Annotated in this window: 14 protein-coding genes; 4 read left to right on the top strand and 10 right to left on the bottom strand. The window is 73.6% G+C overall.

Annotated features, from left to right (window positions below; translation table 11 throughout):
* Positions 1–148 precede the first annotated feature (148 nt).
* The 7 genes from sucD to AB0M97_RS08175 all read right to left on the bottom strand — a co-directional run bounded on the left by sucD (position 149) and on the right by AB0M97_RS08175 (position 11,061).
* Entirely contained in the window at positions 149–1,033 is an 885-nt protein-coding gene (gene sucD, locus AB0M97_RS08205) for a succinate--CoA ligase subunit alpha (protein ID WP_365959914.1), read from the bottom strand.
* Positions 1,034–1,054: 21 nt separating this feature from the next.
* Positions 1,055–2,236 (bottom strand): ADP-forming succinate--CoA ligase subunit beta, encoded by a 1,182-nt coding sequence (sucC, locus tag AB0M97_RS08200; RefSeq protein WP_365959913.1) that lies wholly within the window; start codon positions 2,234–2,236, stop codon positions 1,055–1,057.
* Between the two features lie 453 nt (positions 2,237–2,689).
* The gene (locus AB0M97_RS08195) at positions 2,690–4,546 is read right to left on the bottom strand and encodes a hypothetical protein (RefSeq protein ID WP_365959912.1); all 1,857 of its coding nucleotides are present in this window, start codon (positions 4,544–4,546) and stop codon (positions 2,690–2,692) included.
* Between the two features lie 212 nt (positions 4,547–4,758).
* Positions 4,759–5,787: a hypothetical protein gene (locus AB0M97_RS08190; RefSeq protein ID WP_365959911.1), complete on the bottom strand. Its 1,029-nt coding sequence runs from the start codon at positions 5,785–5,787 to the stop codon at positions 4,759–4,761.
* A gap of 137 nt (positions 5,788–5,924) precedes the next feature.
* Positions 5,925–7,139, bottom strand: a complete 1,215-nt coding sequence (locus AB0M97_RS08185) for a VWA domain-containing protein (protein ID WP_365959910.1) — start codon at positions 7,137–7,139, stop codon at positions 5,925–5,927.
* Positions 7,120–9,750 (bottom strand): DUF5682 family protein, encoded by a 2,631-nt coding sequence (locus AB0M97_RS08180; protein WP_365959909.1) that lies wholly within the window; start codon positions 9,748–9,750, stop codon positions 7,120–7,122. The genes AB0M97_RS08185 and AB0M97_RS08180 overlap by 20 nt, the downstream gene beginning before the upstream one ends.
* A 135-nt stretch (positions 9,751–9,885) precedes the next feature.
* A complete protein-coding gene (locus AB0M97_RS08175; RefSeq protein ID WP_365959908.1) occupies positions 9,886–11,061 on the bottom strand; it encodes an AAA family ATPase in 1,176 nt (391 codons plus the stop codon).
* 132 nt (positions 11,062–11,193) lie between these two features.
* Here AB0M97_RS08175 and AB0M97_RS08170 point away from each other — a divergent pair, with 132 nt between their 5' ends.
* Complete coding sequence (locus tag AB0M97_RS08170; RefSeq protein WP_365959907.1) at positions 11,194–12,546, top strand: SWIM zinc finger family protein; 1,353 nt, start codon at positions 11,194–11,196, stop codon at positions 12,544–12,546.
* A gap of 46 nt (positions 12,547–12,592) precedes the next feature.
* Entirely contained in the window at positions 12,593–14,224 is a 1,632-nt protein-coding gene (locus AB0M97_RS08165) for a DUF5691 domain-containing protein (RefSeq protein ID WP_365959906.1), read from the top strand.
* Between the two features lie 140 nt (positions 14,225–14,364).
* Here the strand turns inward: AB0M97_RS08165 and AB0M97_RS08160 are convergent, their stop codons facing one another.
* Positions 14,365–14,781 carry a cobalamin B12-binding domain-containing protein gene (locus AB0M97_RS08160; protein WP_365959905.1) on the bottom strand — a complete coding sequence of 139 codons (417 nt, stop codon included), beginning with the start codon at positions 14,779–14,781 and terminating at the stop codon, positions 14,365–14,367.
* A gap of 442 nt (positions 14,782–15,223) precedes the next feature.
* Here AB0M97_RS08160 and AB0M97_RS08155 point away from each other — a divergent pair, with 442 nt between their 5' ends.
* A complete protein-coding gene (locus tag AB0M97_RS08155) occupies positions 15,224–16,141 on the top strand; it encodes an alpha/beta fold hydrolase (protein ID WP_365959904.1) in 918 nt (305 codons plus the stop codon).
* Positions 16,142–16,349: 208 nt separating this feature from the next.
* The gene (locus AB0M97_RS08150; RefSeq protein ID WP_365959903.1) at positions 16,350–18,071 is read left to right on the top strand and encodes a M23 family metallopeptidase; all 1,722 of its coding nucleotides are present in this window, start codon (positions 16,350–16,352) and stop codon (positions 18,069–18,071) included.
* Positions 18,072–18,119: 48 nt separating this feature from the next.
* Here the strand turns inward: AB0M97_RS08150 and pcrA are convergent, their stop codons facing one another.
* Positions 18,120–20,600: a DNA helicase PcrA gene (gene pcrA / locus AB0M97_RS08145; RefSeq protein WP_365959902.1), complete on the bottom strand. Its 2,481-nt coding sequence runs from the start codon at positions 20,598–20,600 to the stop codon at positions 18,120–18,122.
* Between the two features lie 80 nt (positions 20,601–20,680).
* Entirely contained in the window at positions 20,681–21,769 is a 1,089-nt protein-coding gene (locus AB0M97_RS08140; RefSeq protein WP_365959901.1) for a ScyD/ScyE family protein, read from the bottom strand.
* Positions 21,770–21,955: the final 186 nt, after the last annotated feature.

The raw sequence follows: 21,955 nt of genomic DNA, 5'->3' as shown, positions 1-21,955 counted from the left end.
GGGCCCGCACCCGCACCAGCCACTTCGCAAGGCTTCGCCCCGCCGAGCAACTCGACGGGGCGAAGCATCACGGCCCGGATTAACCAACAGCGTCCCAGGTGTGGGGGCGGGCCCGTGCGTGGTCGGGGGACCGGCCGGTTCAGGCTGTTCAGCCGGCGAGGATCTCGCGGGCCAGCTTGGCGGTCTCGGTCGGCGTCTTGCCGACCTTCACGCCGGCGGCCTCGAGGGCCTCCTTCTTCGCCTGCGCCGTGCCGGAGGAGCCGGAGACGATGGCGCCGGCGTGGCCCATGGTCTTGCCCTCGGGCGCGGTGAAGCCCGCGACGTAGCCGACGACCGGCTTGGTCACGTTGTCCTTGATGAAGGCCGCGGCCCGCTCCTCGGCGTCGCCGCCGATCTCGCCGATCATGACGATCAGGTCGGTGTCGGGGTCGTCCTGGAAGGCCTTCAGGGCGTCGATGTGCGTGGTGCCGATGATCGGGTCACCGCCGATGCCGACGCAGGTCGAGAAGCCGATGTCGCGCAGCTCGTACATCATCTGGTACGTCAGCGTGCCGGACTTCGACACCAGGCCGATGCGGCCCGGCTTGGTGATGTCGGCCGGGATGATGCCGGCGTTCGACTGACCCGGCGTGATCAGGCCCGGGCAGTTCGGGCCGATGATGCGGGTCTTGTTGCCCTTCTTGGCGGCGTACGCCCAGAAGTTGGCGGTGTCGTGCACGGCGACGCCCTCGGTGATGACGACCGCGAGCGGGATCTCGGCGTCGATGGCCTCGACGACGGCGTCCTTGGTGAACTTCTCCGGGACGAAGATGACCGTCACGTCGGCGCCGGTCTTCTCGATGGCCTCCCTGACGGAGCCGAAGACGGGTACCTCCGTGCCGTCGAAGTCGACGGTGGTGCCCGCCTTGCGCGGGTTCACGCCGCCGACGACGTTCGTGCCGGACGCCAGCATGCGGCGGGTGTGCTTCTGGCCCTCGGAGCCGGTCATGCCCTGGACGATGACCTTGGATTCCTTGGTGAGGAAGATAGCCATGGTGTTCTGGTACCTCGTCCCTTACTTCGCGGCAGCAGCCAGCTCGGCGGCCTTGTCGGCCGCGCCGTCCATGGTGTCCACCTGCTGCACGAGCGGGTGGTTGGCGTCGTTGAGGATCTTGCGGCCCAGCTCGGCGTTGTTGCCGTCGAGACGCACGACCAGCGGCTTGTTGACCTCTTCGCCCTTGCTCTTGAGCAGCTCCAGGGCCTGCACGATGCCGTTGGCGACGGCGTCGCAGGCGGTGATGCCGCCGAAGACGTTGACGAAGACCGACTTGACGTCCGGGTCGCCGAGGATGATCTCCAGGCCGTTCGCCATGACCTCGGCCGAGGCGCCGCCGCCGATGTCGAGGAAGTTCGCCGGCTTCACACCGGAGTGCTTCTCACCGGCGTACGCGACGACGTCCAGGGTCGACATGACCAGGCCGGCGCCGTTGCCGATGATGCCGACCTCGCCGTCGAGCTTCACGTAGTTCAGGCCCTTGGCCTTGGCAGCGGCCTCCAGCGGGTTGGCGGCGGCCTTGTCGTGGAACTCCTCGAAGTCCGGGTGGCGGAACTCGGCGTTGTCGTCCAGCGACACCTTGCCGTCGAGGGCGATGACGTCACCGGAGGCGACCTTGGCCAGCGGGTTCACCTCGACCAGGAGGGCGTCCTCCTTGATGAAGGTGTCCCACAGCCGGACCAGGACGTCGGCGACCTTGTCGGCCACCTCGGCCGGGAACTTCGCGGCGGCCACGATCTCCTGGGCCTTCGCCGTGTCGACACCGTCGATGGCGTCGATCGCGATCTTGGCGACGGCCTCCGGGCGGGTGGCGGCCACCTCCTCGATGTCCACGCCGCCCTCGACGGACGCGATGGAGAGGAAGGTGCGGTTGGCACGGTCGAGGAGGAAGGAGACGTAGTACTCCTCCAGGATCTCCGGAGCCGTCTCGGCGATCATCACCTTGTGGACCGTGTGGCCCTTGATGTCCATGCCGAGGATGTCCGTCGCCCGGGCGACGGCCTCGTCCGGGGAGCCGGCCAGCTTCACGCCACCGGCCTTGCCACGCCCGCCGACCTTCACCTGGGCCTTGACGACGGACTTGCCACCGAGACGCTCAGTGGCTGCGCGGGCCGCCTCAGGCGTGTCGATGACTTCACCGGCCAGCACCGGTACATCGTGCTTGGCGAAGAGGTCCCTCGCCTGGTACTCGAACAGGTCCACGCGCTTCCGTCCCTATCAGTGATCTCGCGGTTCGTTGGATGCGTGGGCGTGCCGCGAAGGGCAACGTGACGACCGCATGTGTCACAGGGGAGGCGCACACGGTGTCCGAGCGCGCGGCATGTCCGTCTCGCAGGTTATCGCCGCGAGTGGAACGTCTCTAAATCGCATCTCACACCTGAGCGGTGATACCTGTCACATGATGCCGGAATCACTGGCACGCCGTGCCGCGAGTGAGGGGCCTCACCGGGCTGGGGTTGACCCGGTGAGGCCCCTGGAACAGCCCCGGGGAGCGGCGGACGTCCCGTCCTCCGGAGGTGCGGTGCGGCCGGTCCCCGCCCCGGTGGGGCCGACGCGCACTCTCCGCAAGGGGCCGGCCGGACGGGCCGACGGCTTTCGGCCGCCCGGGTCGTGCGGCCCCTGCGGAGATGAGTGCGCTGCGATCGTCAGCGGCCGTCAGATGCCGTGCGAAGGGCTGTACGGGGTGCCGTACCGCAGGTCCTGGGCGTGGCCCTGGAGGTCATGGGCGTGGCCCAGCGCGTCCTGGGCGTAGCCCGGCGTGGCCGACTCGGCGACGCCCTCGGTGCCCGTGACGGCGTGGTGGGCGAGCGGGCCCGCGGCGTCCCGGACGGAGCCGGTCACGCCCTCTGCGAACGGCACGGCCTGCCCGGCGACCCCGCCGGCCCGTCCGGCGACGCCCTCGGTGAAGGGCGCGGCGTGGCCCGTGACGCCGTACGCGAGCGCCGTGGCGCTGCCGCCGACGCCGCGGGCGAAGGGCTGCACGGTGTCGGCCACGGTGTCCACGACGGGCCGCGCGGCCTCGGCCACGCCGTACGCGAACGGCGGCACCTCACCCGTGACACCCTCGGCGAATCCGCCCGCCTGCCCGGCGACGCCGTACGCCAGCGGCGCCACGGACCCGGCGGTGCCGCCCGCGAACGCCCGCGCATCACCCGCGACGCCGTAGGCCGGTCCGCTCGCGTCGGCGGCGGCCTGCCCGGCGACCGGGACCGCGCCCCGCACGGCGGTGTGCGCGAGCGGCGGCAGCGCGGCGCCCGTGGCGTCGGCGGCCACCTGGCCGGCCAGACCGGTGGCGTACGGCGGCACGTCCTCGGCGACACCCTGCGCGACGGGCCGGACGTCGGCGACCGCGCCGGCGACCACCGTCCGCGTCCCGGCCACCGTGTGCTCGGCGACCGGCACCGCACCGGACACGGCACGGCCGGCGACCGGCTCGGCCCCGGCCACGGCGGCGCCCGCCACCGGGGGCACCGCCGCGTGGGCGGTCTCCTCGACGACCGGCGTGACCTTGCCGGGGACGGCGGCAACCGTGCCGGGGACGGTGACCATCTTGCCGACGACGTGCTGGCGGACGCCGTTGACGGTGCCGGTGACGTGGCTCGGGACGGCGGAGACGGACGCCCCGGCCGCGCTGGCGGCCCTGCCCGCCTCGCCCCGGGCGGTGCCCGTGGCCCCGGTGACACGGGACTGGGCACCGGCGACGGTGGTCTGCGCGGCGCCGGTCACGCCGGTGGCCGTGCGGCCCGCGTCCGCGACCGTTTCGTCGGCCTGGTCGAGCTGGTCGATCTCCTGGACCTCGTCTGCCTGGTCTGCCGTGGTGCGGACGGCGGCGGCGACGCCCTGCGCATGGGCCTGGGCGGCCGGGCGGGCGCCGTTCAGCTTCGTCCGGGCGGCGGCCAGGGCCTGCTCCAGCTCGGGCGCGAAGGCGGCCAGCGGGCCGAAGAGGTAGTCGATGGCGTCCTGCGGCGAGTCCGGAACGGTGTCGGACACCGCGCGGGTCACCACCTGCTCGGCGGTGGCCCCGCCCTGGTCGACGCTCACCCCGATCCCGGCCTCGGCGGCGGCACGGGCGGCCTTGGCGCCCTGGACGGCCTCCGCACCCCGGGCCTTCGGCGCGTGCGGGACGGTGACCTTCGCGTCGACGTAACGGCGGGCCCGCTCGGCGGCGTCGACGGGCGTGTCCGCGGTCCGCTCGACGGTCCGGGCCGTGCCGCCGACGGTGCGCCGCGTATCGGCGGCGTCCTCCACCGTGGCGGACGCGCCGCCGGACACGCCGGACACGGTGTCCCGTACGTCGGAGACGACGCCGTCGACCGTGTCGGAGACGGTGCCGGTGACCACGCCGAGGAGGCCGGCGGTGTCCGGGGTTGTGTCGGTGGCGTCAGTGGTCGCGTCCGGCACGGAGAGGGAGGAGGCGGGCAGCTCGTCCGCGGTGGCGGTGGCGGAGCCGAGCGCCCAGGCACCGGTGACTCCGGCGGCTATGACGATGGAACGGCGGATGTTCTTGTTCATGCGTGCGTCAGATCCTTAGTCCGCGGTGCCGGAGCCCGTGGGGAACTCCGGGACGCTGGAAAACTTGGGGACATTTCCGGGCCGGGGACCTCGAAGGACCGTCTCGATGCGGTCGCGGCCCCGGCGGCTGCCGTCCGGCGAAGGGTCCCGGACGGGCGGGCAGACCTGTGTCCGCCCCCGCGCGGCAGGTCTACTGCGGGGGAACGGCCTGCCTAGCCGGGAAAAACGGGAATGTCCCGGTACCGGTCCCGGGTCCCGGCCGCGTCGACGCTCACGGCGGCACCGGGCGCGAGCCGGAACGGCGCCCGCTGGACGGGGCTGACGGCCTGCGGGTCGCCGTACCGCGAACTGCCTCCGTCCGCGGCAGCGCGGCTGCCCAGCGCCCCGTCGGGCTCACCGCCGGGCGCCTGCTGGAGGGGCGTGGGAACGACCGCGTGCGCGGCGGGCACGGACCTGCCGTGGTCCTGCGCCCTGTGCCAGGTGGCGTACGCGGGGGCGACGGGAAGGCCCGGGTCGTACGCGGTGCCGACCGCCGTGTCGGTGGAGCGGCCGACGTGGCGCCGGTCGGCGGGGCCGTTGTCGGTGGGGCCCGGCTCCGGGGTGCCGGTGACCGGTGCGGGCAGGGGTTGCGGGAGCGTCGGCAGGGCGGCCGACGGGGGCAGCGTGGGCAGCGCCGCGCGCGGCGGCACCCTGTCCCGCACGCCGCCGAGGCCGTCCGCGAGGCGCTCGCCGCCTTCACCGAGCCCGGTGACGACGCGTTCGCCGCTCTTGCCGAGCCCGCCGACGGCTCCTTCGCTCGCGTCGCGGAGTGCGCCGGCCAGGTGCCCGGCCGGGTCGTGCGGCCTCGTGGCGGACTGCTCGGCGAGCGGCCGGAGGGAGTCCCGGGAGGCGGGTGCAGAGGTCGCGTCGGACGCTGCCGTGGGCCCGTCCGGCGCGACGGCCCCGGTCACCTTCGCGGCCGAGCTCACGGCCGGGCTCACTGCCGATGTCACGGCCGGGCTCAGTGCCGATGTCGCGGCCGGACTCGTCACCGCCGTCGTCGCCGAGGAGGTGGCCACGGCCGGAGTCGTCACGCTCGCCGTCACCGACGGCGCGCTCTCCGCCGCCTCGGCCCGCTCCCCGCTGACCAGCGCGAGGGCGAACACCCCGCCCACCAGCAGCGCCACGTGGAGCGCACGCCGCCCGGCCACCCCGCGCAGGACGCGCACGGCGGCTCCGGACAGGGCTGCTGGCCAGATCAAAAGGGAGAGCTTCTTCCCGTACGGCGAAACGGTCGGCGTGCAGTGACGTGCAGTCACGTGTCACGAGCAGTGACTGCCCGCCGATCCTTGCATGTGCCTCCTGAGGTTGTGCAAGCCCCCCCGGTCCCGATGGGGGCTCATGTCCGTTTTGCTGGGCCACACTCGCTGTCCGGTATCGGCAGCGGCCGTTTCTCGATCGCCGCCGCCATCACCTCCGGGAACAGATCCGGCGTACAGGCGAAGGCCGGCGCGCCCAGTGCGGCGAGCGCCGCCGCGTGCTCCCGGTCGTAGGCGGGCGCCCCTTCGTCCGACAGCGCCAGCAGCGTCACGAACTGCACCCCCGACGCCTTCATCGCCGCCACCCGCTTCAGCATCTCGTTGCGGATGCCCCCTTCGTAGAGGTCGCTGATCAGCACCACCACCGTCTCCGCGGGCCGGGTGATCTGCGACTGGCAGTAGGCCAGCGCCCGGTTGATGTCCGTGCCGCCGCCGAGCTGCGTGCCGAACAGGACGTCCACGGGGTCGTCGAGCTGGTCGGTGAGGTCGACGACCGCCGTGTCGAACACGACGAGCCGTGTGCTGATCGACCGCATGGACGCGAGCACCGCCCCGAACACCGACGCGTACACCACCGACGCCGCCATGGACCCCGACTGGTCGACGCAGAGGACCACGTCCTTCTTCACCGACCGCGACGCGCGCCCGTACCCCACGAGCCGTTCCGGCACGACCGTGCGCTGTTCCGGCAGGTAGTGCTTGAGGTTGGCCGCGATCGTGCGGTTCCAGTCGATGTCGTGGTGGCGCGGCCGGCTGACGCGGGCGCTGCGGTCGAGCGCGCCGGTGAGCGTGGCCCGGGTGCGGGTGGCGAGCCGCCCTTCCAGGTCCTCGACCACTTTGCGCACGACGGCCCGTGCCGTCTCCTTCGTCGTCTCCGGCATCGCCTTGTTCAGCGACAGGAGCGTGCCGACGAGGTGCACGTCGGCCTCCACCGCCTCCAGCATCTCCGGTTCGAGCAGCAGCGTGGCGAGTCCGAGCCGGTCGATGGCGTCGCGCTGCATGACCTGCACGACGGACGACGGGAAGTACGCGCGGATGTCGCCGAGCCAGCGCGCCACCGACGGCGCCGACGCCCCGAGCCCGGCCGCACGGTCCCGGCCCGTGCGCGGTCTCTCCCCCGTCCCGTAGAGCGCGGTGAGCGCGGAGTCCATCGCCGCGTCCCGCCCCGACAGCGCGCACTGCGTGCCGTCGGCGCCGTCGCCGCCCAGCACCAGCCGCCAGCGCCTGAGCCTCTCGCCCGCCGGATCGGCCGGATCACCGGGCCGGCCGGCCGGATCAGTCGGTTCGGCCGTCATGTCCCACCCCCACAGGGTCGTTGTGCCCCTCGCCGTCCTCCGCCGCGGCCTTCGCGCCTCCCCGGGACCCCAGCAGCAGCCGCACCACCGGCAGCACCGCGTCCGCGCGCTCGACGTCCAGGTCGGCCGCGAACCCGGCCGTGCCCGCCCCGGTGGCCCCGCCGCTCCCCCGCCTGCCCGGTCCACGCCGGACCAGCTCACCGAGGGTGCGCCGCACCCCGGGCTCGTACGCCGAGAACGTCCGCCGCAGCAGCGGCAGTACGTCCGTGAACGCGTCCGCCGACACGCCGGTCAGCCACGCGTCGACCAGGCCGAGCAGCCGCTCGTCGTGCACCAGCAGCATCCCGCCGCCCGAGCCGCCGCCGACGAAGCCCTCGATCCACGCGGCGGCGTCCGCGGGCGGGGTGCCCGGGGACAGCACGAGGCTCATCAGCCGTGCCGCCTCCTCCTGCTCCAGCTCCCCGTCGTCCAGCAGGAGCCGCACGGCACGCCCGCGGACGACGCCGGGCACGGTGTCCCGCGCGGACAGGGTGCGCAGCACGCCCCGCCAACGGCCGCGCAGCTCGCCGTGCCCGGGCGCCGGGGCGTCGCCCAGCAGCCCCACCGCCCCGTGCACGGCGTCCACGTGACCCCGCATCTCCTCGGCGGCGTCGGCGTCCAGCCCGGCGCACGCCGGGGGCAGGCCGACGAAGAGGCGCTCGGCGAGCCCCGCCGCGACCTCGGCGAGCGCGGCGGTGTCCGTGCCGCGCACGTCCCCGTACCGCAGCGCCCGGACCAGGGCGGGCAGCGCCTGGGCGAGGTGCCCGACGTCGGTGTCGAGCGCCGCCCGGTCGGCGAGGATCCGCATCACCGTGGGCAGCGCGTCCGGCAGTTCGGCCAGCAGGCACCGCTCCGCGAGCCCGGTCACGTCGGCCAGGCCCGGCGCCGCCACGGCGTCCGCCTCGGCCTTGGCGGTCGCGGCGGCGAACACCGTCGTCCCCCACACCCCCGCCTCCGCGACCCGCACGGCCAGCTCGGGCTCCCAGCGCAGCCGCCACGTCTCCCGGAACGTCCCCGTACTCCCCCGCGAGGCCGCCGGCTCCCCCCACTCCACGCCGAGCAGCCGCAGCCGGTGCAGGAGCCTGCTGCGCCCCGCGTCGGTCTCCTTGCGCAGGTCGAGCTCCAGCTCCCGCTCCAGCGCCTCCGGCTTGAGCCGCAACCTGCGCTGCGACCGGGCGAGGTCCCGTTGGAGCGGCACCGCGGGCGCCGTCGGCGGCACCTCGCCCATCGCGTCCCCGACGACCAGCCGGTCGTGCACCAGCGCCAGCGGCACGTCCGAGCCGTCGCACATCACCGCCCGCACCGCGTCGGTCGTCTCGCTCAGGCCGGGCAGCGGCCGGCCGCGCAGCGCCGCGAGCGTCTCCGCCAGCCGCACCGCCTCGATGACGTGCGCCGGGGAGACCGTCCGGTCCTCGGCGCGCAACAGCCCGGCGACCCTGGTCAGCCAGCGCTCGACCGGCCGGTCCGGCACGCCGAACAGATGCCCGTACCAGCCCGGCGAGTCGATGCCCGCGCCGTATCCGCTGGACCGGGACAGTCTCCGGTTGGTCCACGGCACCCACGTCATGTCGGTCCTGACCTTGGGCAGGCCCTTCAGCAGTGCGCGGTCGGCGGCGACGGTGGTCCTCCGCCGCAGCGCGGGCACGTGCCACGCCCCGCACACCACGGCCACCGCGGCACCGAACTCCCGCTGCGCCGCACGGACCTGGAGCCGCATGTGCGCCTCCCGCACGGCGTCCCGCCCGTGGCCGCCGTCCCCGTACGTCTCCCGCAGCGCGCCCATCGCCTCCTCGAGCGCGGTGAACGGCGCGAGCGGGTTCGCGTCCGCGGTGCCGCGGTGTTCGATCACGTCCTCCCACCAGCGTTCGGGGTCGTCGTAGCCGGCGGTTTCGGCGAGGACGGCGAGGGGGTCGATGCGGAGGGCTTCCCGGCGGTTGTCGTGGCTTGCGTCCCGCTGGGGGTGGCCGTGTGCGTCCCGGGCGTCTCGCCGGGGGTTACCGTGTGCGTCCCGGGCGTCCCGCCAGGGGTGGCCCTGTGCGTCCCCGGCTGCGGGCAGTGGGTGGCTGGTCGCGCAGTTCCCCGCGCCCCTTGCGGGGATGCCGCCACCGGGCGTGGAGTTGCTCGCCCATGCCGACGGGTCGTCGTTCCGCCGTGGGTGGCTGGTCGCGGCGTTCCCCGCGGCCTTTTCGGGGTCGTGGTCGTCCGGAGTCGAATCGTTCTCCTTGCTCTGCCATGCCAGCGTGTGTGTGGCGGGCAGGTCGATGAAGCGGGCCGGGATGTCGTGGGACAGGGCCCAGTGGATCGCCACCCACTCGGGGGAGAACTCGGCCAGTGGCCAGAACGCCGAGCGGCCCGGCTCGTCCACGGCGTGGGCGAGCAGCGCGACCGGCGGGCGCATGGCCTCGTCCCCGGCCAGCGGGATCAAGCTGTCGGCCTCGGGTGGGCCCTCGATCAGCAGGACCCGGGGCCGGGCGGCGTCCAGCGCCGCCCGGACCGCCCGCGCCGAGCCCGGACCGTGGTGCCGCACCCCGAGCAACAGCGGTCCCCCGCCGGTCCCTTCAGCACCGGTCATGCCGTCCCCCTCCCCTGCGGGGCCACCGGGAGTCGTCGTCCGCCACGGAACGCCGCGGCCACGACGAGTCGCCGTCACCGGACCCGCCCGGCAAGCCCATGGCCGGCGCCGACCACACCGCACTCAGGTCACGGATCACGCGCTCACCTCCCGGCAGGCGCGGTAGAAGTCCGTCCAGCCGTCCCGCTCCCGGACGACCGTCTCCAGGTACTCCTGCCAGATGACCCGGTCGGCCGCCGGGTCGCGGACGACGGCGCCGAGGAGGCCCGCGGCGACGTCACCCGGCCGCAGCACGCCGTCACCGAAGTGCGCCGCCAGGGCGAGCCCGCTGGTGACGACGGAGATCGCCTCGGCCGTCGACAGGGTGCCGCTGGGCGACTTCAGCTTCGTACGCCCGTCGGTCGTGACCCCGTCGCGCAGCTCGCGGAAGACGGTCACGACGCGCCGGATCTCGTCGGCGCCGTCGGGCACGGCGGGCAGGTCGAGGGAGCGGCCGATCTGGTCGACGCGGCGCGAGACGATGTCGACCTCCGCCTCGGGGCTCTCGGGCAGCGGCAGCACGACCGTGTTGAAGCGGCGGCGCAGGGCGCTGGACAGGTCGTTGACCCCGCGGTCGCGGTCGTTGGCCGTGGCGATGAGGTTGAAGCCGCGTACGGCCTGCACCTCCGAGCCCAGTTCCGGTATCGGCAGCGTCTTCTCCGACAGGATCGTGATGAGCGTGTCCTGCACGTCGGCCGGGATGCGGGTCAGCTCCTCGACGCGGGCCGTCATGCCCTCCGCCATGGCCCGCATGACCGGGCTGGGGACGAGCGCGTCGCGGCTGGGGCCGTGGGCGAGCAGCTGCGCGTAGTTCCAGCCGTACCGGATCGCCTCCTCCGGGGTGCCGGCCGTGCCTTGGACCAGCAGTGTGGAGTCGCCGCTGACCGCCGCGGCGAGGTGCTCGGAGACCCAGGTCTTGGCGGTGCCGGGGACGCCGAGCAGGAGCAGGGCGCGGTCGGTGGCGAGCGTGGTGACGGCGACCTCGACGATGCGGCGCGGCCCCACGTACTTGGGTGTGATCACGGTGCCGTCCGGCAAGGTGCCGCCCAGCAGGTACGTCGCCACGGCCCACGGCGACAGCTTCCAGCGGGCGGGGCGCGGCCGGTCGTCGTGCGCGGCGAGCGCGGTCAGTTCGTCGGCGAAGGCGTCCTCGGCGTGCGGCCGCAGCACCTGCGGTCCGGGCGCGGGCGTGTCTCCTCCCGGGCCCGTGACGGTGGGCGCGGGGTCGTTCCGACTGGGATCTGCGGGTGCGGTCTCTACGGAAGCAGGCATGGCTGAGTCCCCCTCCAGCTCGGCCGGTTCGGATCTGGTCCCACCGTGCACCACGGCACTGACAACGCGTTCTGACCTGCGAAAACGCGTTCGTCGGGGCGATTGTCAGTGGGTGGATCTACCTTCGGTGTCATGACTCAGCAGGGGGTGCGCTGGACCGCGGACCAGGTGCTGTCACTGGCGCCTGACGACGCGTCACGCAAGGCGGGGAGCAAGCTCGGCGCGGCCGGACCGTGGTCGGGGACCGGTCAGGACGGGGGGACGGTGTGGGGGCTGTGCCGGGGCAGTGGCAGCAGGCCGTATCAGACGGTCGTGGATCTGGCGGGCGCGTCCGGCCCGGCGTACAGGTGCAGTTGTCCGAGCCGGAAGTTCCCGTGCAAGCACGCCCTGGGGCTTCTCCTGCTGTGGGCGAGCGCGGCCGACGCGGTGCCGCCGGGGGAGCCGCCGGACTGGGCGGCGCAGTGGCTGTCGGACAGAAGGGAGCGGTCGGCGGGGAAGCGTCCGGTGGACGAGGCCGGTTCCGCGTCCGGTGCGGCGGACCCGGAGGCGGCGCGGCGCAGGGCGGAGCGCCGGGCCGAGCGGATCACCGCGGGCGTGACCGAGCTGGAGCAGCGGCTGGCGGACCTGCTGCGCGGCGGCCTGGCCGGCGCCGAGCGGGCGGGGTACGGGCTGTGGGAGGAGACGGCGGCCCGCATGGTCGACGCCCAGGCGTCCGGGCTGGCCTCGCGCGTGCGGGAGCTGGGGGCGGTTCCGTCGTCCGGGTCGGGCTGGCCGGTGCGGTTGCTGGAGGAGGCCGCGCTGCTCCACCTGCTCAACCGCGCCTGGCTGCGCCGCGAGCTGCTGCCGGACGACCTCGCGGCCACGGTCCGCTCCCGGGTCGGCCTGCCCGCCTCGCCGTCGGGCCCGGCGATACGGGACCGGTGGCTGGTCCTCGCCCAGTACGACACGGCGGACAGCCGCCTGACGACCCGCCGCATCTGGCTGTACGGCGCGGATTCGCACCGCACCCCGCTCCTCCTCTCGTACGGCGCCGCGGGCCGGGCCCCCGAGCTGGCGCTGCCGGTGGGGCTGACGCTGGAGGCGGAGGTGTCGCCGTATCCGGGCGGGGGACGGCAGCGGGCGGCGCTGGGCGAGCGGTTCGCGGCGCCGGAGGCGACGGAGATACGCCCGCCGGGCATCTCCACGACGCAGGCCGCCGTCCGGTACGGCACGGCGCTGCGGGACGATCCGTGGCTGGACTCGGTGCCGGTGACGCTGGACCGGGTCGTGCCGGCCCGGGACGGCGACGCGTGGCAGCTGGCCGACGCCGACGAGGACACGGCGCTGCCCCTGACCCCGGCCGCCCGTTCCCGCCCGGGCCTGTGGCGCCTCGTGGCGCTCTCGGGCGGCGCCCCCGTCAAGGTCTTCGGCGAGTGCGGCCACCAGGGCTTCACCCCGCTGACGGCGTGGCCGGAGAGGGGCGGCCCCGCGGTCTCCCTGTGCTGACCGACGTCCTTGGAATGCCCGGCCACTCCCCCGAAGGGAAAGCCCCGTGAAGACGCCCCTGAACAGCACTCCGACCACCGGGTCGGCCACCCTCTGGGAAGAGCTGGTCACCACGGCGCTCCTCGGAACCGCTCGGCGTACGCCCCCGGGGTGCGCGCCGGGCCCGGACGCCCCGCTCGCGCTGCTGGACGCGGCGGCCGAGGGGACCGTGCGGCGCCGGGCCGGGCTGCGTCCCGCGCGCGCCGCGCACCGGCCGGAACCAGCACCCGAGGACGCGCGCCCGCCGCTGCCGCCCGCCGCCGCCCGACGGCTGGCGATGCTGCTCGCCGACCGTCCGGGCGCCTCGGGCGGAGGCCGCAGAGGGACGGCGCCGGACCTCATGGAGCTGTTGCCGCAGTGGCTGTCGGCTGCCCACGCGCACGGGTACGCGGCCCCGCCCGAGTCGCTGCCCGCGCTGCTGGACGCGGCCCGGGGCCGGACCGACCTGCGTCCGGCGGCACTGGCCTTCGCGGGACCGCGCGCCCTGTGGCTGGCCCGCCTGAACCCGGACTGGCGCTTCGCGCTGCGCGCCACCCCGGGCGGCGGCAACGCCCTGCCGCGTCCGGAGGAGACGGACCGCGTCCATCAGCTGTGGCGGGAGGGCCTGTTCGCCGAGCGCGTCGCCCTGCTCTGCGCGCTGCGCGCCCGCGACCCGGCCGCCGCGCGCGAGCTGCTGGAGACGACGTGGGCGACGGAACGGGCCGAGGACCGGCTGATGTTCCTCGACTCCCTGCGTACGGGGCTGACCTCGCGGGACGAGCCGTTCCTGGAGCAGGCGCTGGCCGACCGCAGCCGCAACGTCAGGGCGACGGCGGCGGAGCTGCTGTCGGCCCTGCCGGAGTCGGCGCTCGCCGCGCGGATGGCGGCCAGGGCCGAGGCGTGCGTGGCCCTCGACCACACGCACAGCACCCCGACCATAGGCGTCGAGGCACCCCACGAGTGCGATGCCGCGATGGAGCGGGACGGCGTGATGTCCAAGCCGCCGGCCGGGCGGGGGGAACGTTCGTGGTGGTTCGGCCAGTTGGTGGAGGCGGCGCCACTCGGGGTGTGGCCCCGCAGGCTGGGCGGCCGTACGCCGCGGGAGATCGTCGCGCTCCCGGTGGCGGACGGCTGGCAGGGCGAGCTGCACGCGGCGTGGTGCCGGGCGGCGGTACGGCAGCGGGACGCGGCGTGGGCGCGGGCGCTGCTCGGGGAACCGACGGCACCGGAGGCGGGCGGCCCGGGCGCGGTGTCCCTCGCCGAGCGCGCCAAGCTGCTCGGCACGCTGGCGGCCGGGGAGCGCGCCGAGTGGGTGGCGGGGTTCATCGCGACGCACGGGCTGTCCGAGGCGTTCCAGCTGCTCGGGGTGTGCGCGGTGCCGTGGGCCCCGCCGCTCGGCCGGGCCGTGGTCGACGCCCTCAACATCGCGCGGGACGCCGGGAGTTACCCGTGGAGCTTCAGCGGGGTCATGGGCCTGGCCGAGCGCTGCCTCGACCCGTCCGAGGCGAGCCGCCTGGACGGCCTCCTGGCCGTCCCGGACGAACCGGAGGACGCCTCCCCGGGCGCCGGCGGCTACTGGGCGGAAGCCTTCCAGCGCCTGGTCACGACCCTGCGCCTGCGCGCCGCGATGACGGAGGAGCTGCGGCCACCGACCGGCTGACGCCGCAGCCGGGCAACAGCACACCGCGAGTACCGATCGCACGACCGCCGATCACACCGCCGCGCCACCGCTCACACGGCCGCACCCGTACTCACCGCAACCCACCGCTCGCCATGCGCCGCTCACCCGCGCCCCACCGCTCACGCCCCCGCGGGCTGCCGTACGTTCGACCGGACCCACTCCACGATCGACGCCGTCGTCGCCCCGGGCGTGAAGATCTCCGCGACGCCCTTCTCCTTCAGCGGGGCGATGTCCGCCTCGGGGATGATCCCGCCGCCGAAGACGAGGATGTCCGCCGCGTCCCGTTCCTTCAGCAGCTCGATCACGGCCGCGAAGAGCGTGTTGTGCGCGCCGGAGAGGATGGAGAGCCCGATCGCGTCGGCGTCCTCCTGGATCGCGGTGTCCACGATCTGCTCGGGGGTCTGGTGGAGCCCGGTGTAGATGACCTCCATACCGGCGTCGCGCAGCGCCCGCGCGATCACCTTGGCCCCGCGATCGTGGCCGTCGAGCCCCGGCTTGGCCACCACCACGCGGATCGGACCGGCTGCCACACCCATCACTGCCTCCATGAACGACTACACCATCCGGTACGGAACCGTACGGTCCCGGTCCCACACCGGCCCGGGAAGTGAACGAACGTTATCTCCAGCATCCCGCAACCGGTCGTTTCGCGGTGCGGAGGGAGGGGGAAATCACACAGTGGGACACGTTCATCGCACATCGTTCCCGGCTCCGACGACCCCGCACCGCACGCGCTGCACCCGCCGCACAGGGCACGCCGCCCGCGGCACGCACGCACGCTCGCGGCGCGGGGCCCCGCCACCGGGACGAAGCTCTCACGGGAGCCGCACGAGGTCGCCGTACCGCCACGCCGAGACCGCGCGTCGTGGCGGTACGGCGCATTCGGCGGGGGCACCGCGCCGGTCGGCCTGCGAGCGGCTCTCCACCAGGGCACAGGGGGGACAGAGCCGTCCTCCGCGTGCCGACAGGAGGTCGGCCATGAAGGCCACCGGGTCAGCCCTGCCCCTTCTCCCGCTCTGCCGCCGCCTGCTGCCGGCCACTCTGCTCGAACTGCCGGGCATGCCGAACCTCCCGGGCCTGCCGAGCCGGCCGGTTCTTCCGGGCCTGCCGGTGGCCCTGCTCAAGGCGACGGCCCTGGAGATCGCCATCCTGGCCGCGCACCTCGTGCTCTACCCCTCCGGCATCACCCAGGAGCGCCGTGCCCCCGCCCGGTCCCCGCTCCCGGAGCAGCGCGACGGCACGGCCCGGCTGCCGTCGGACACCAGGCCCCCGGTCGTGCTGCTGCACGGCTTCATCGACAACCGGTCGGTCTTCGTCCTGCTGCGCCGCAGCCTCGCCCGGCACGGCGGGCAGCGGGTCGAGTCGCTCAACCACTCGCCGCTGACGTGCGACATACGCACCGCCGCGGAACTGCTGGGCCGGCACATCGAGGAGATCTGCGAGCGCACGGGCAGCCCGCGGGTCGACATCGTGGGGCACAGCCTCGGCGGCCTCATCGCGCGCCACTACGTGCAGCGGCTCGGCGGTGACGCGCGGGTCCGCACGCTGGTGACCCTGGGCACGCCGCACTCCGGCACCCGGGCCGTGCCGCTGGCGAACGCGCACCCGATCGTGCGCCAGATGCGTCCCGGTTCCCCGGTGATCGAGGAGCTGGCCCGCCCGGCGCCCGGCTGCCGGACGCGCTTCGTCAGCTTCTGGGGCGACCTGGACCACATGATGGACCCGCCGGAGGCGGCCCGCCTCGACCATGCCGACCTGACCGTGGAGAACGTCCGGGTGAGCGGCATCGGTCACCTCGCCCTGCCGGTCCACCCGGCGGTCGCCACCGGGATCCGCCGGGCCCTCGACGGGGACCGGCCGGACACGGACGTCGACCACCCCGTGCGGACGGCCTGACAGTGGCGTGACGGTGGTCTGACGCCGGGAGAAGTCCCCCGCAACACGCCCGAACCCCCACACAACCTCACCCGCCGTCGACACCCGCCCGCATCCGAACTGCGTTCCGAACAAAGGTGATCCACTCCCGACGGGAAGCCGGTCACTATCGAACGCCCGTCGAACACAACACCAAAGTCGTGTCCACCGACCGCCGAAACACGGCCGAATGCCCGTTTCCTGCGATCGCGAAACCTGCCGAAGATTGTCGTGCCCGCGTACCGCCGGGTACAGTCGCCGCACTGCTCTGGCAGCCCCTGTTGTCGAGGCGAAAGAGAAGTTGGTGAACGATCGTCACCCGTCGGGGACCATGACCACCCCGGCTCCGGCTTCCGACGCCGCCTCCGCGCATTACGCGTCCTACGGCACACCGGAAGTCCCGTACGACGACTTCACCACGTACGGCGCCTGCGACGCCACCGCTTTTGGCACCGCCCCCGCCTTCGACCCGGGCGCGCATGCCACGACCAGTTTCGCGGCCGACCCCCTCTTCGGGGACCTCCCCGGCGCCGACCACACGGCGGGCGGCAACACCGGCTCCTACGACGCCACCCGGTGGACGGCCGGCGGCCACGACGCAGCGCACTACGACGCCTACGCGGGAGCGCAGCAGCAGGCCGCCCAGCACGCCGGTTACGACACCGGCACGTACGACACCGGCGCCTACGACGCGACCGCCTGGGCCTCCGGCCACCAGCAGGTGCCCGTCGTCCCGCAGCAGGCCACCGGCCCCGAGGCCACCGGCCAGTGGGAGGCGGACTCCTGGCTCCGGCCCGACCAGTCCGGCAACCCGGCCGACCAGACCCAGCACTGGGAATGGGGCACGCAGGCCTTCGACACCGGCGCGTACGACGCGACGCAGTGGAACACGGACGGCACACCGCAGCAGTCGGCCGACACCTACGACCCGCACGGCGAGTCCTACGACGATCAGGCCGACGCGGCCTTCGACCAGTCGCCGTACACCGAAGGCCCGTACGAGGAGGCCCCGTACGGCGAGCCGGCCGCCGACCACCGCGAGCCCTCGGAGTTCTCGGAACCCTCGGACGGCGCCGATCAGTCGACCGCCACCGGCGAGCTGCCCGCGGTCGCCCCGCTCCTGGACGACCAGGAAGAGGTCGTCCCCGGCCGCCGGGCCGCGAATCGCTCCGGTTCCCGTTCCCGCCGCCGCTCCCCCGCCAAGCGCTCGGCGCTGATGACGGTCGCGGTACCCTCGGCCTGCGTGATGGGTGTCGCCGGGATCGCCGCCGCCTCGGTGAGCGGCCTGTCCGAGGACGGCCAGGAGACCAGCACGTCCGCGGCCGACGCGAAGCCCGTGCAGCCGGCCACCGCGAACAACCTGCTGGACACCCAGCTCGAGAGCCTCACCGCGGGCGCCGACGACTTCGCCGACCGGGCCAGCCGTACGCAGGAGCGCATCGACCTCAAGGCGCAGCAGGAGGCCGAGAAGCGAAGAGCGGCTGCGGAGGCGGCCCGCAAGGAGCGGCTGCGCCCGAAGTTCGCGCTGCCGGTCGCGCAGCACGGCCTCAGCGCCTACTACGGCCAGTCCGGCATCAACTGGATGTCCGTGCACAGCGGCATCGACTTCCCCGTCTCGTACGGCACGACCGTGATGGCCGCGACCGACGGCACGGTCCGCACGCAGTGGAACAGCGCGTACGGCAACATGATGATCGTGACCGCGAAGGACGGCACGGAGACGTGGTACTGCCACCTCTCCACCTACCGGGTCTCCACCGGTACGACCGTGAAGGCCGGCGACCCGATCGCGTACTCCGGGAACTCCGGCAACTCGACCGGCCCGCACCTGCACTTCGAGGTCCGTCCGGCAGGCGGTTCGGCGATCGACCCGCTGTCCTGGTTCCGCAGCCACGGCCTCGACCCGCAGTAGCGGCCGGGGCGGCCGCCCCGGCAGGCGGCGCCCCTCCTCAGTGAGCGTCTACAGCTTCTCCACGGGCGCGTACCGCAGCAGCAGCCGCTTCGGCTTGGCGTCGCCGAAGTCGATCGTCGCTTCCGCGTTCGCCCCGGTGCCCTTCACCGCGACCACCGTGCCGAGCCCGAACTGGTCGTGCGTCACCCGGTCCCCGACCGCGAGCCCCACGACCGGCTTCTCCGCCGTACGCCGCGTGGCGAAGCCGGAGGCGCCCGACGCGGACGAGCGGGAGCGGGACGACGACAGCGACGCGGCGACCCCGGAAGCGGGCCCGGACGGCATGGGCGCGCTCGCTCCGGTGCGCTTCCACTCCACGTACGCGGCCGGGATCTCCTCCAGGAAGCGGGAGGGCGGGTTGTACGACGGCTGCCCCCAGGCGCTGCGCAGCGTGGACCGCGTCAGGTACAGCCGCTCACGCGCACGCGTGATGCCGACGTAGGCCAGGCGGCGCTCCTCCTCCAGCTCCTTGGTCTGGCCGAGGGCGCGCATGTGCGGGAAGACGCCGTCCTCCATGCCGGTGAGGAAGACGACCGGGAATTCGAGGCCCTTGGCGGTGTGCAGCGTCATCAGCGTGATGACGCCGTCGCCGTCCTCCTCGTCGGGGATCTGGTCGGAGTCGGCGACCAGCGCGACCTGCTCCAGGAAGTCGGCCAGGGTGCCCTGCTCGCCCTCGCCGCGCTCCTGCTCGAACTCCATGGCGACGGCGGCGAGTTCCTGGAGGTTCTCGATGCGGGTCTCGTCCTGCGGGTCGGTGGAGGCCTGCAGTTCGGCCAGGTAGCCGGTCCGTTCGAGGACGGCCTCCAGGACCGTCGCCGGTCCGGCGCCGGACTCCACGATCGTCCGGAGGTCCTCCATCAGCGTGTTGAACCGCTTGACGGCGTTCGTGGAGCGCGCGGCCATGCCGTACGCCTCGTCCACGCGCTTCAGCGCCTGCGGGAAGCTGATCTTCTCGCGCTGGGAGAGGGCGTCGATCATCGCCTCGGCGCGCTCGCCGATGCCGCGCTTGGGGACGTTGAGGATGCGGCGCAGCGGCACCGAGTCCTCCGGGTTGGCCAGCACCCGCAGGTAGGCCAGGACGTCCCGGACCTCCTTGCGCTCGTAGAAGCGGACGCCGCCGACGACCTTGTAGGGCAGGCCGACGCGGATGAAGACCTCTTCGAAGACACGGGACTGGGCGTTGGTGCGGTAGAAGACGGCGACGTCCCCGGCCTTGGCCTCGCCCGCGTCGGTGAGGCGGTCTATCTCGTCGGCGACGAACTGGGCCTCGTCGTGCTCGGTGTCGGCGACGTATCCCGTGATGGCGGCGCCCTGGCCGGCGTTGGTCCACAGGTTCTTGGGGCGGCGGGACTCGTTGCGCTCGATGACCGCGTTGGCGGCGCTGAGGATGGTCTGCGTGGAGCGGTAGTTCTGCTCCAGCAGGATCGTCGTCGCGTTCGGGTAGTCCTCCTCGAACTGGAGGATGTTGCGGATGGTCGCGCCGCGGAAGGCGTAGATCGACTGGTCCGCGTCACCGACGACGCACAGCTCGGCCGGGGCCGGGTCGTCCGGCGAGGGGGGTGCGTCCTCGTCGTGGGAGCCGGTGCCGACGAGTTCGCGGACGAGCGCGTACTGGGCGTGGTTGGTGTCCTGGTACTCGTCGACCAGGACGTGCCGGAAGCGGCGGCGGTAGTGCTCGGCGACGTCCGGGAAGGCGCGCAGCAGGTTGACCGTCGTCATGATCAGGTCGTCGAAGTCGAGCGCGTTCGCCTCGCGCAGCCGCGACTGGTAGAGCGCGTAGGCCTGGGCGAGGGTCTTCTCGAAGCCGTCGGAGGCCTGGGCGGCGAAGTCCTCCTCGTCGATCAGCTCGTTCTTCAGATTGCTGATCTTGGCGCTGAAGGACTTGGGCGGGTAGCGCTTGGGGTCGAGGTCCAGGTCGCGGCAGACCAGGGCCATCAGGCGCTTGGAGTCGGCGGCGTCGTAGATCGAGAACGACGACGTGAAGCCGAGCTTCTTGCTCTCGCGGCGCAGGATGCGCACGCACGCGCTGTGGAACGTCATCACCCACATCGCGTTCGCGCGCGGGCCGACGAGGTGCTCGACGCGCTCCTTCATCTCCCCGGCGGCCTTGTTGGTGAAGGTGATGGCGAGGACCTGGCCGGGATGGACGCCCCGCTCGGCGAGCAGGTACGCGATGCGGTGCGTGAGCACGCGCGTCTTGCCGGAACCGGCGCCGGCCACGATGAGCAGCGGGGAGCCGGAGTGCTCGACGGCGGCGCGCTGGTTGTCGTTCAGCCCTTCGAGCAGCGCGGCCGCGTCGATCACCGGACGCGGGGCGCCGTCCCGGTAGTGGGTGTCCCGGTCCGGGGGCAGGTCGAACTTCCCGCCGAACAGGTCGTCCGGAACCGGTTCCGGTACGTGCTCGTCCTCGGGGGGCGGCGGGGGCTCGTCCTCGGGGGCCCGCGGGGCCTGGAGGCTCGCCAGGAAGCTGTCGTCAAAGAGGCTGCTCATCGCTCTACGAGTCTAGGGCGCCCCACTGACAGCCCGCCGCCACCTCGAGAACATCACACGGAGGACCGGCGGCCCGGCGGTCAGAAGCCGAGGATCTTCCAGAGCTGCCCGCCCGGCGTCTTCTCGCCCTTCACGACCGTGCCGTCACGGTCCGCGACCGACCAGGCCGAGACGTAGAGCTTGCCCTGCCCGTCGAGGGCGAGGCCCGCGGGGTACGGCACCTTCACGTGCGTGCGCTCGTCGTCGTGCGAGACCTTCGTCACGACGCCGCCGAACAGCTGGCTGACGTAGAGGTCGCCCTTGCGGTTGACGGCGACGCCGGTGACCGGGCCGAAGCCGGACTTCCAGTCGAGGATCTTGCCGGTGCGCACGTCGACGCGCCACACGCGCGCGGTGGGCTCGTCGGTGAGGCCGTTCAGCTCGCCGACGTAGAGCTTGCCGTCGCCGCCGAGAGCGAGGGAGGTGGGGACGGTCTCGTGCCCGTCGTGGTCGGGGAAGACCGTGAAGGGGCGGGCCCGGCCGGACCGGGAGACCTCGATGAGGTCGTTTCCGGCCGCGTCCGCGACGATCCTGCGGCCGTCGGGCAGGGCGAGGACGGCGTACGGGTTGGAGTCGAGGGCCGTCGTGTGCGGGTTGTGCCTGAACTCGACGGCGGAGACGTCGGCGGCGATCTTCGCCTTGCCGTGCTGGATCCGCAGCAGCTTGCCGAGCGTGTTCCAGGGCCGGGCGGTGGGCACGCCGGAGCCCGCCGGGGCGTAGGTCTCGACGGCCCACAGGCGGCCGTGGCGTGCGGAGACGCCGTCGACGCCGGTGGCGAAGCCGCCGTCCGGCTGCGCCAAGGACGGGAGCCCCTCAACCACCCGGTGGTGCTTCCACGCGCCCTTGTGCCGGTGGACCTTGGTGACGGCGGAGGACAGGCCGACGCACCTCTCGCCCTCGGGGCCCGCGCCGATGCACTTCTTGCCGCCCCGTCCGGCCTCGGCGACGTACAGGTCGCCGTGGTCGTACGAGAGCTGCCGGGGGTTGTCGAGGCCGGTCGCGACGACCTTGACGACCGGCTTGCCGCCCTGCCGGCCCGCGTCGGCGCCCGCGGGTGCGACGCCCGCACAGACGGCGAGTGCGGCGCCCGTGGCGACGACGAGCGCCAGGCGCATTCTGGGATTTCTCATGCCCTACCTCTCTCAGCGGCCACGGAACCGGACCGTGACTGGCTGGAAAGTAGCGGCCCCGGACAGATAAACCCGCTTATAGCGCTTGACTCACCTCAAATCCCGCCATATGGATCACTGCGTGCGAGGCCCTGACCGAAGGTCACGAAAATGTATCGGGCATATCACCCACCAACCTTCACAGGC

It is taken from the genome of Streptomyces sp. NPDC051207, from assembly GCF_040682395.1.
Classification (GTDB): Bacteria; Actinomycetota; Actinomycetes; order Streptomycetales; family Streptomycetaceae; genus Streptomyces.
This window is presented reverse-complemented; position numbering and strand designations above follow the sequence as displayed.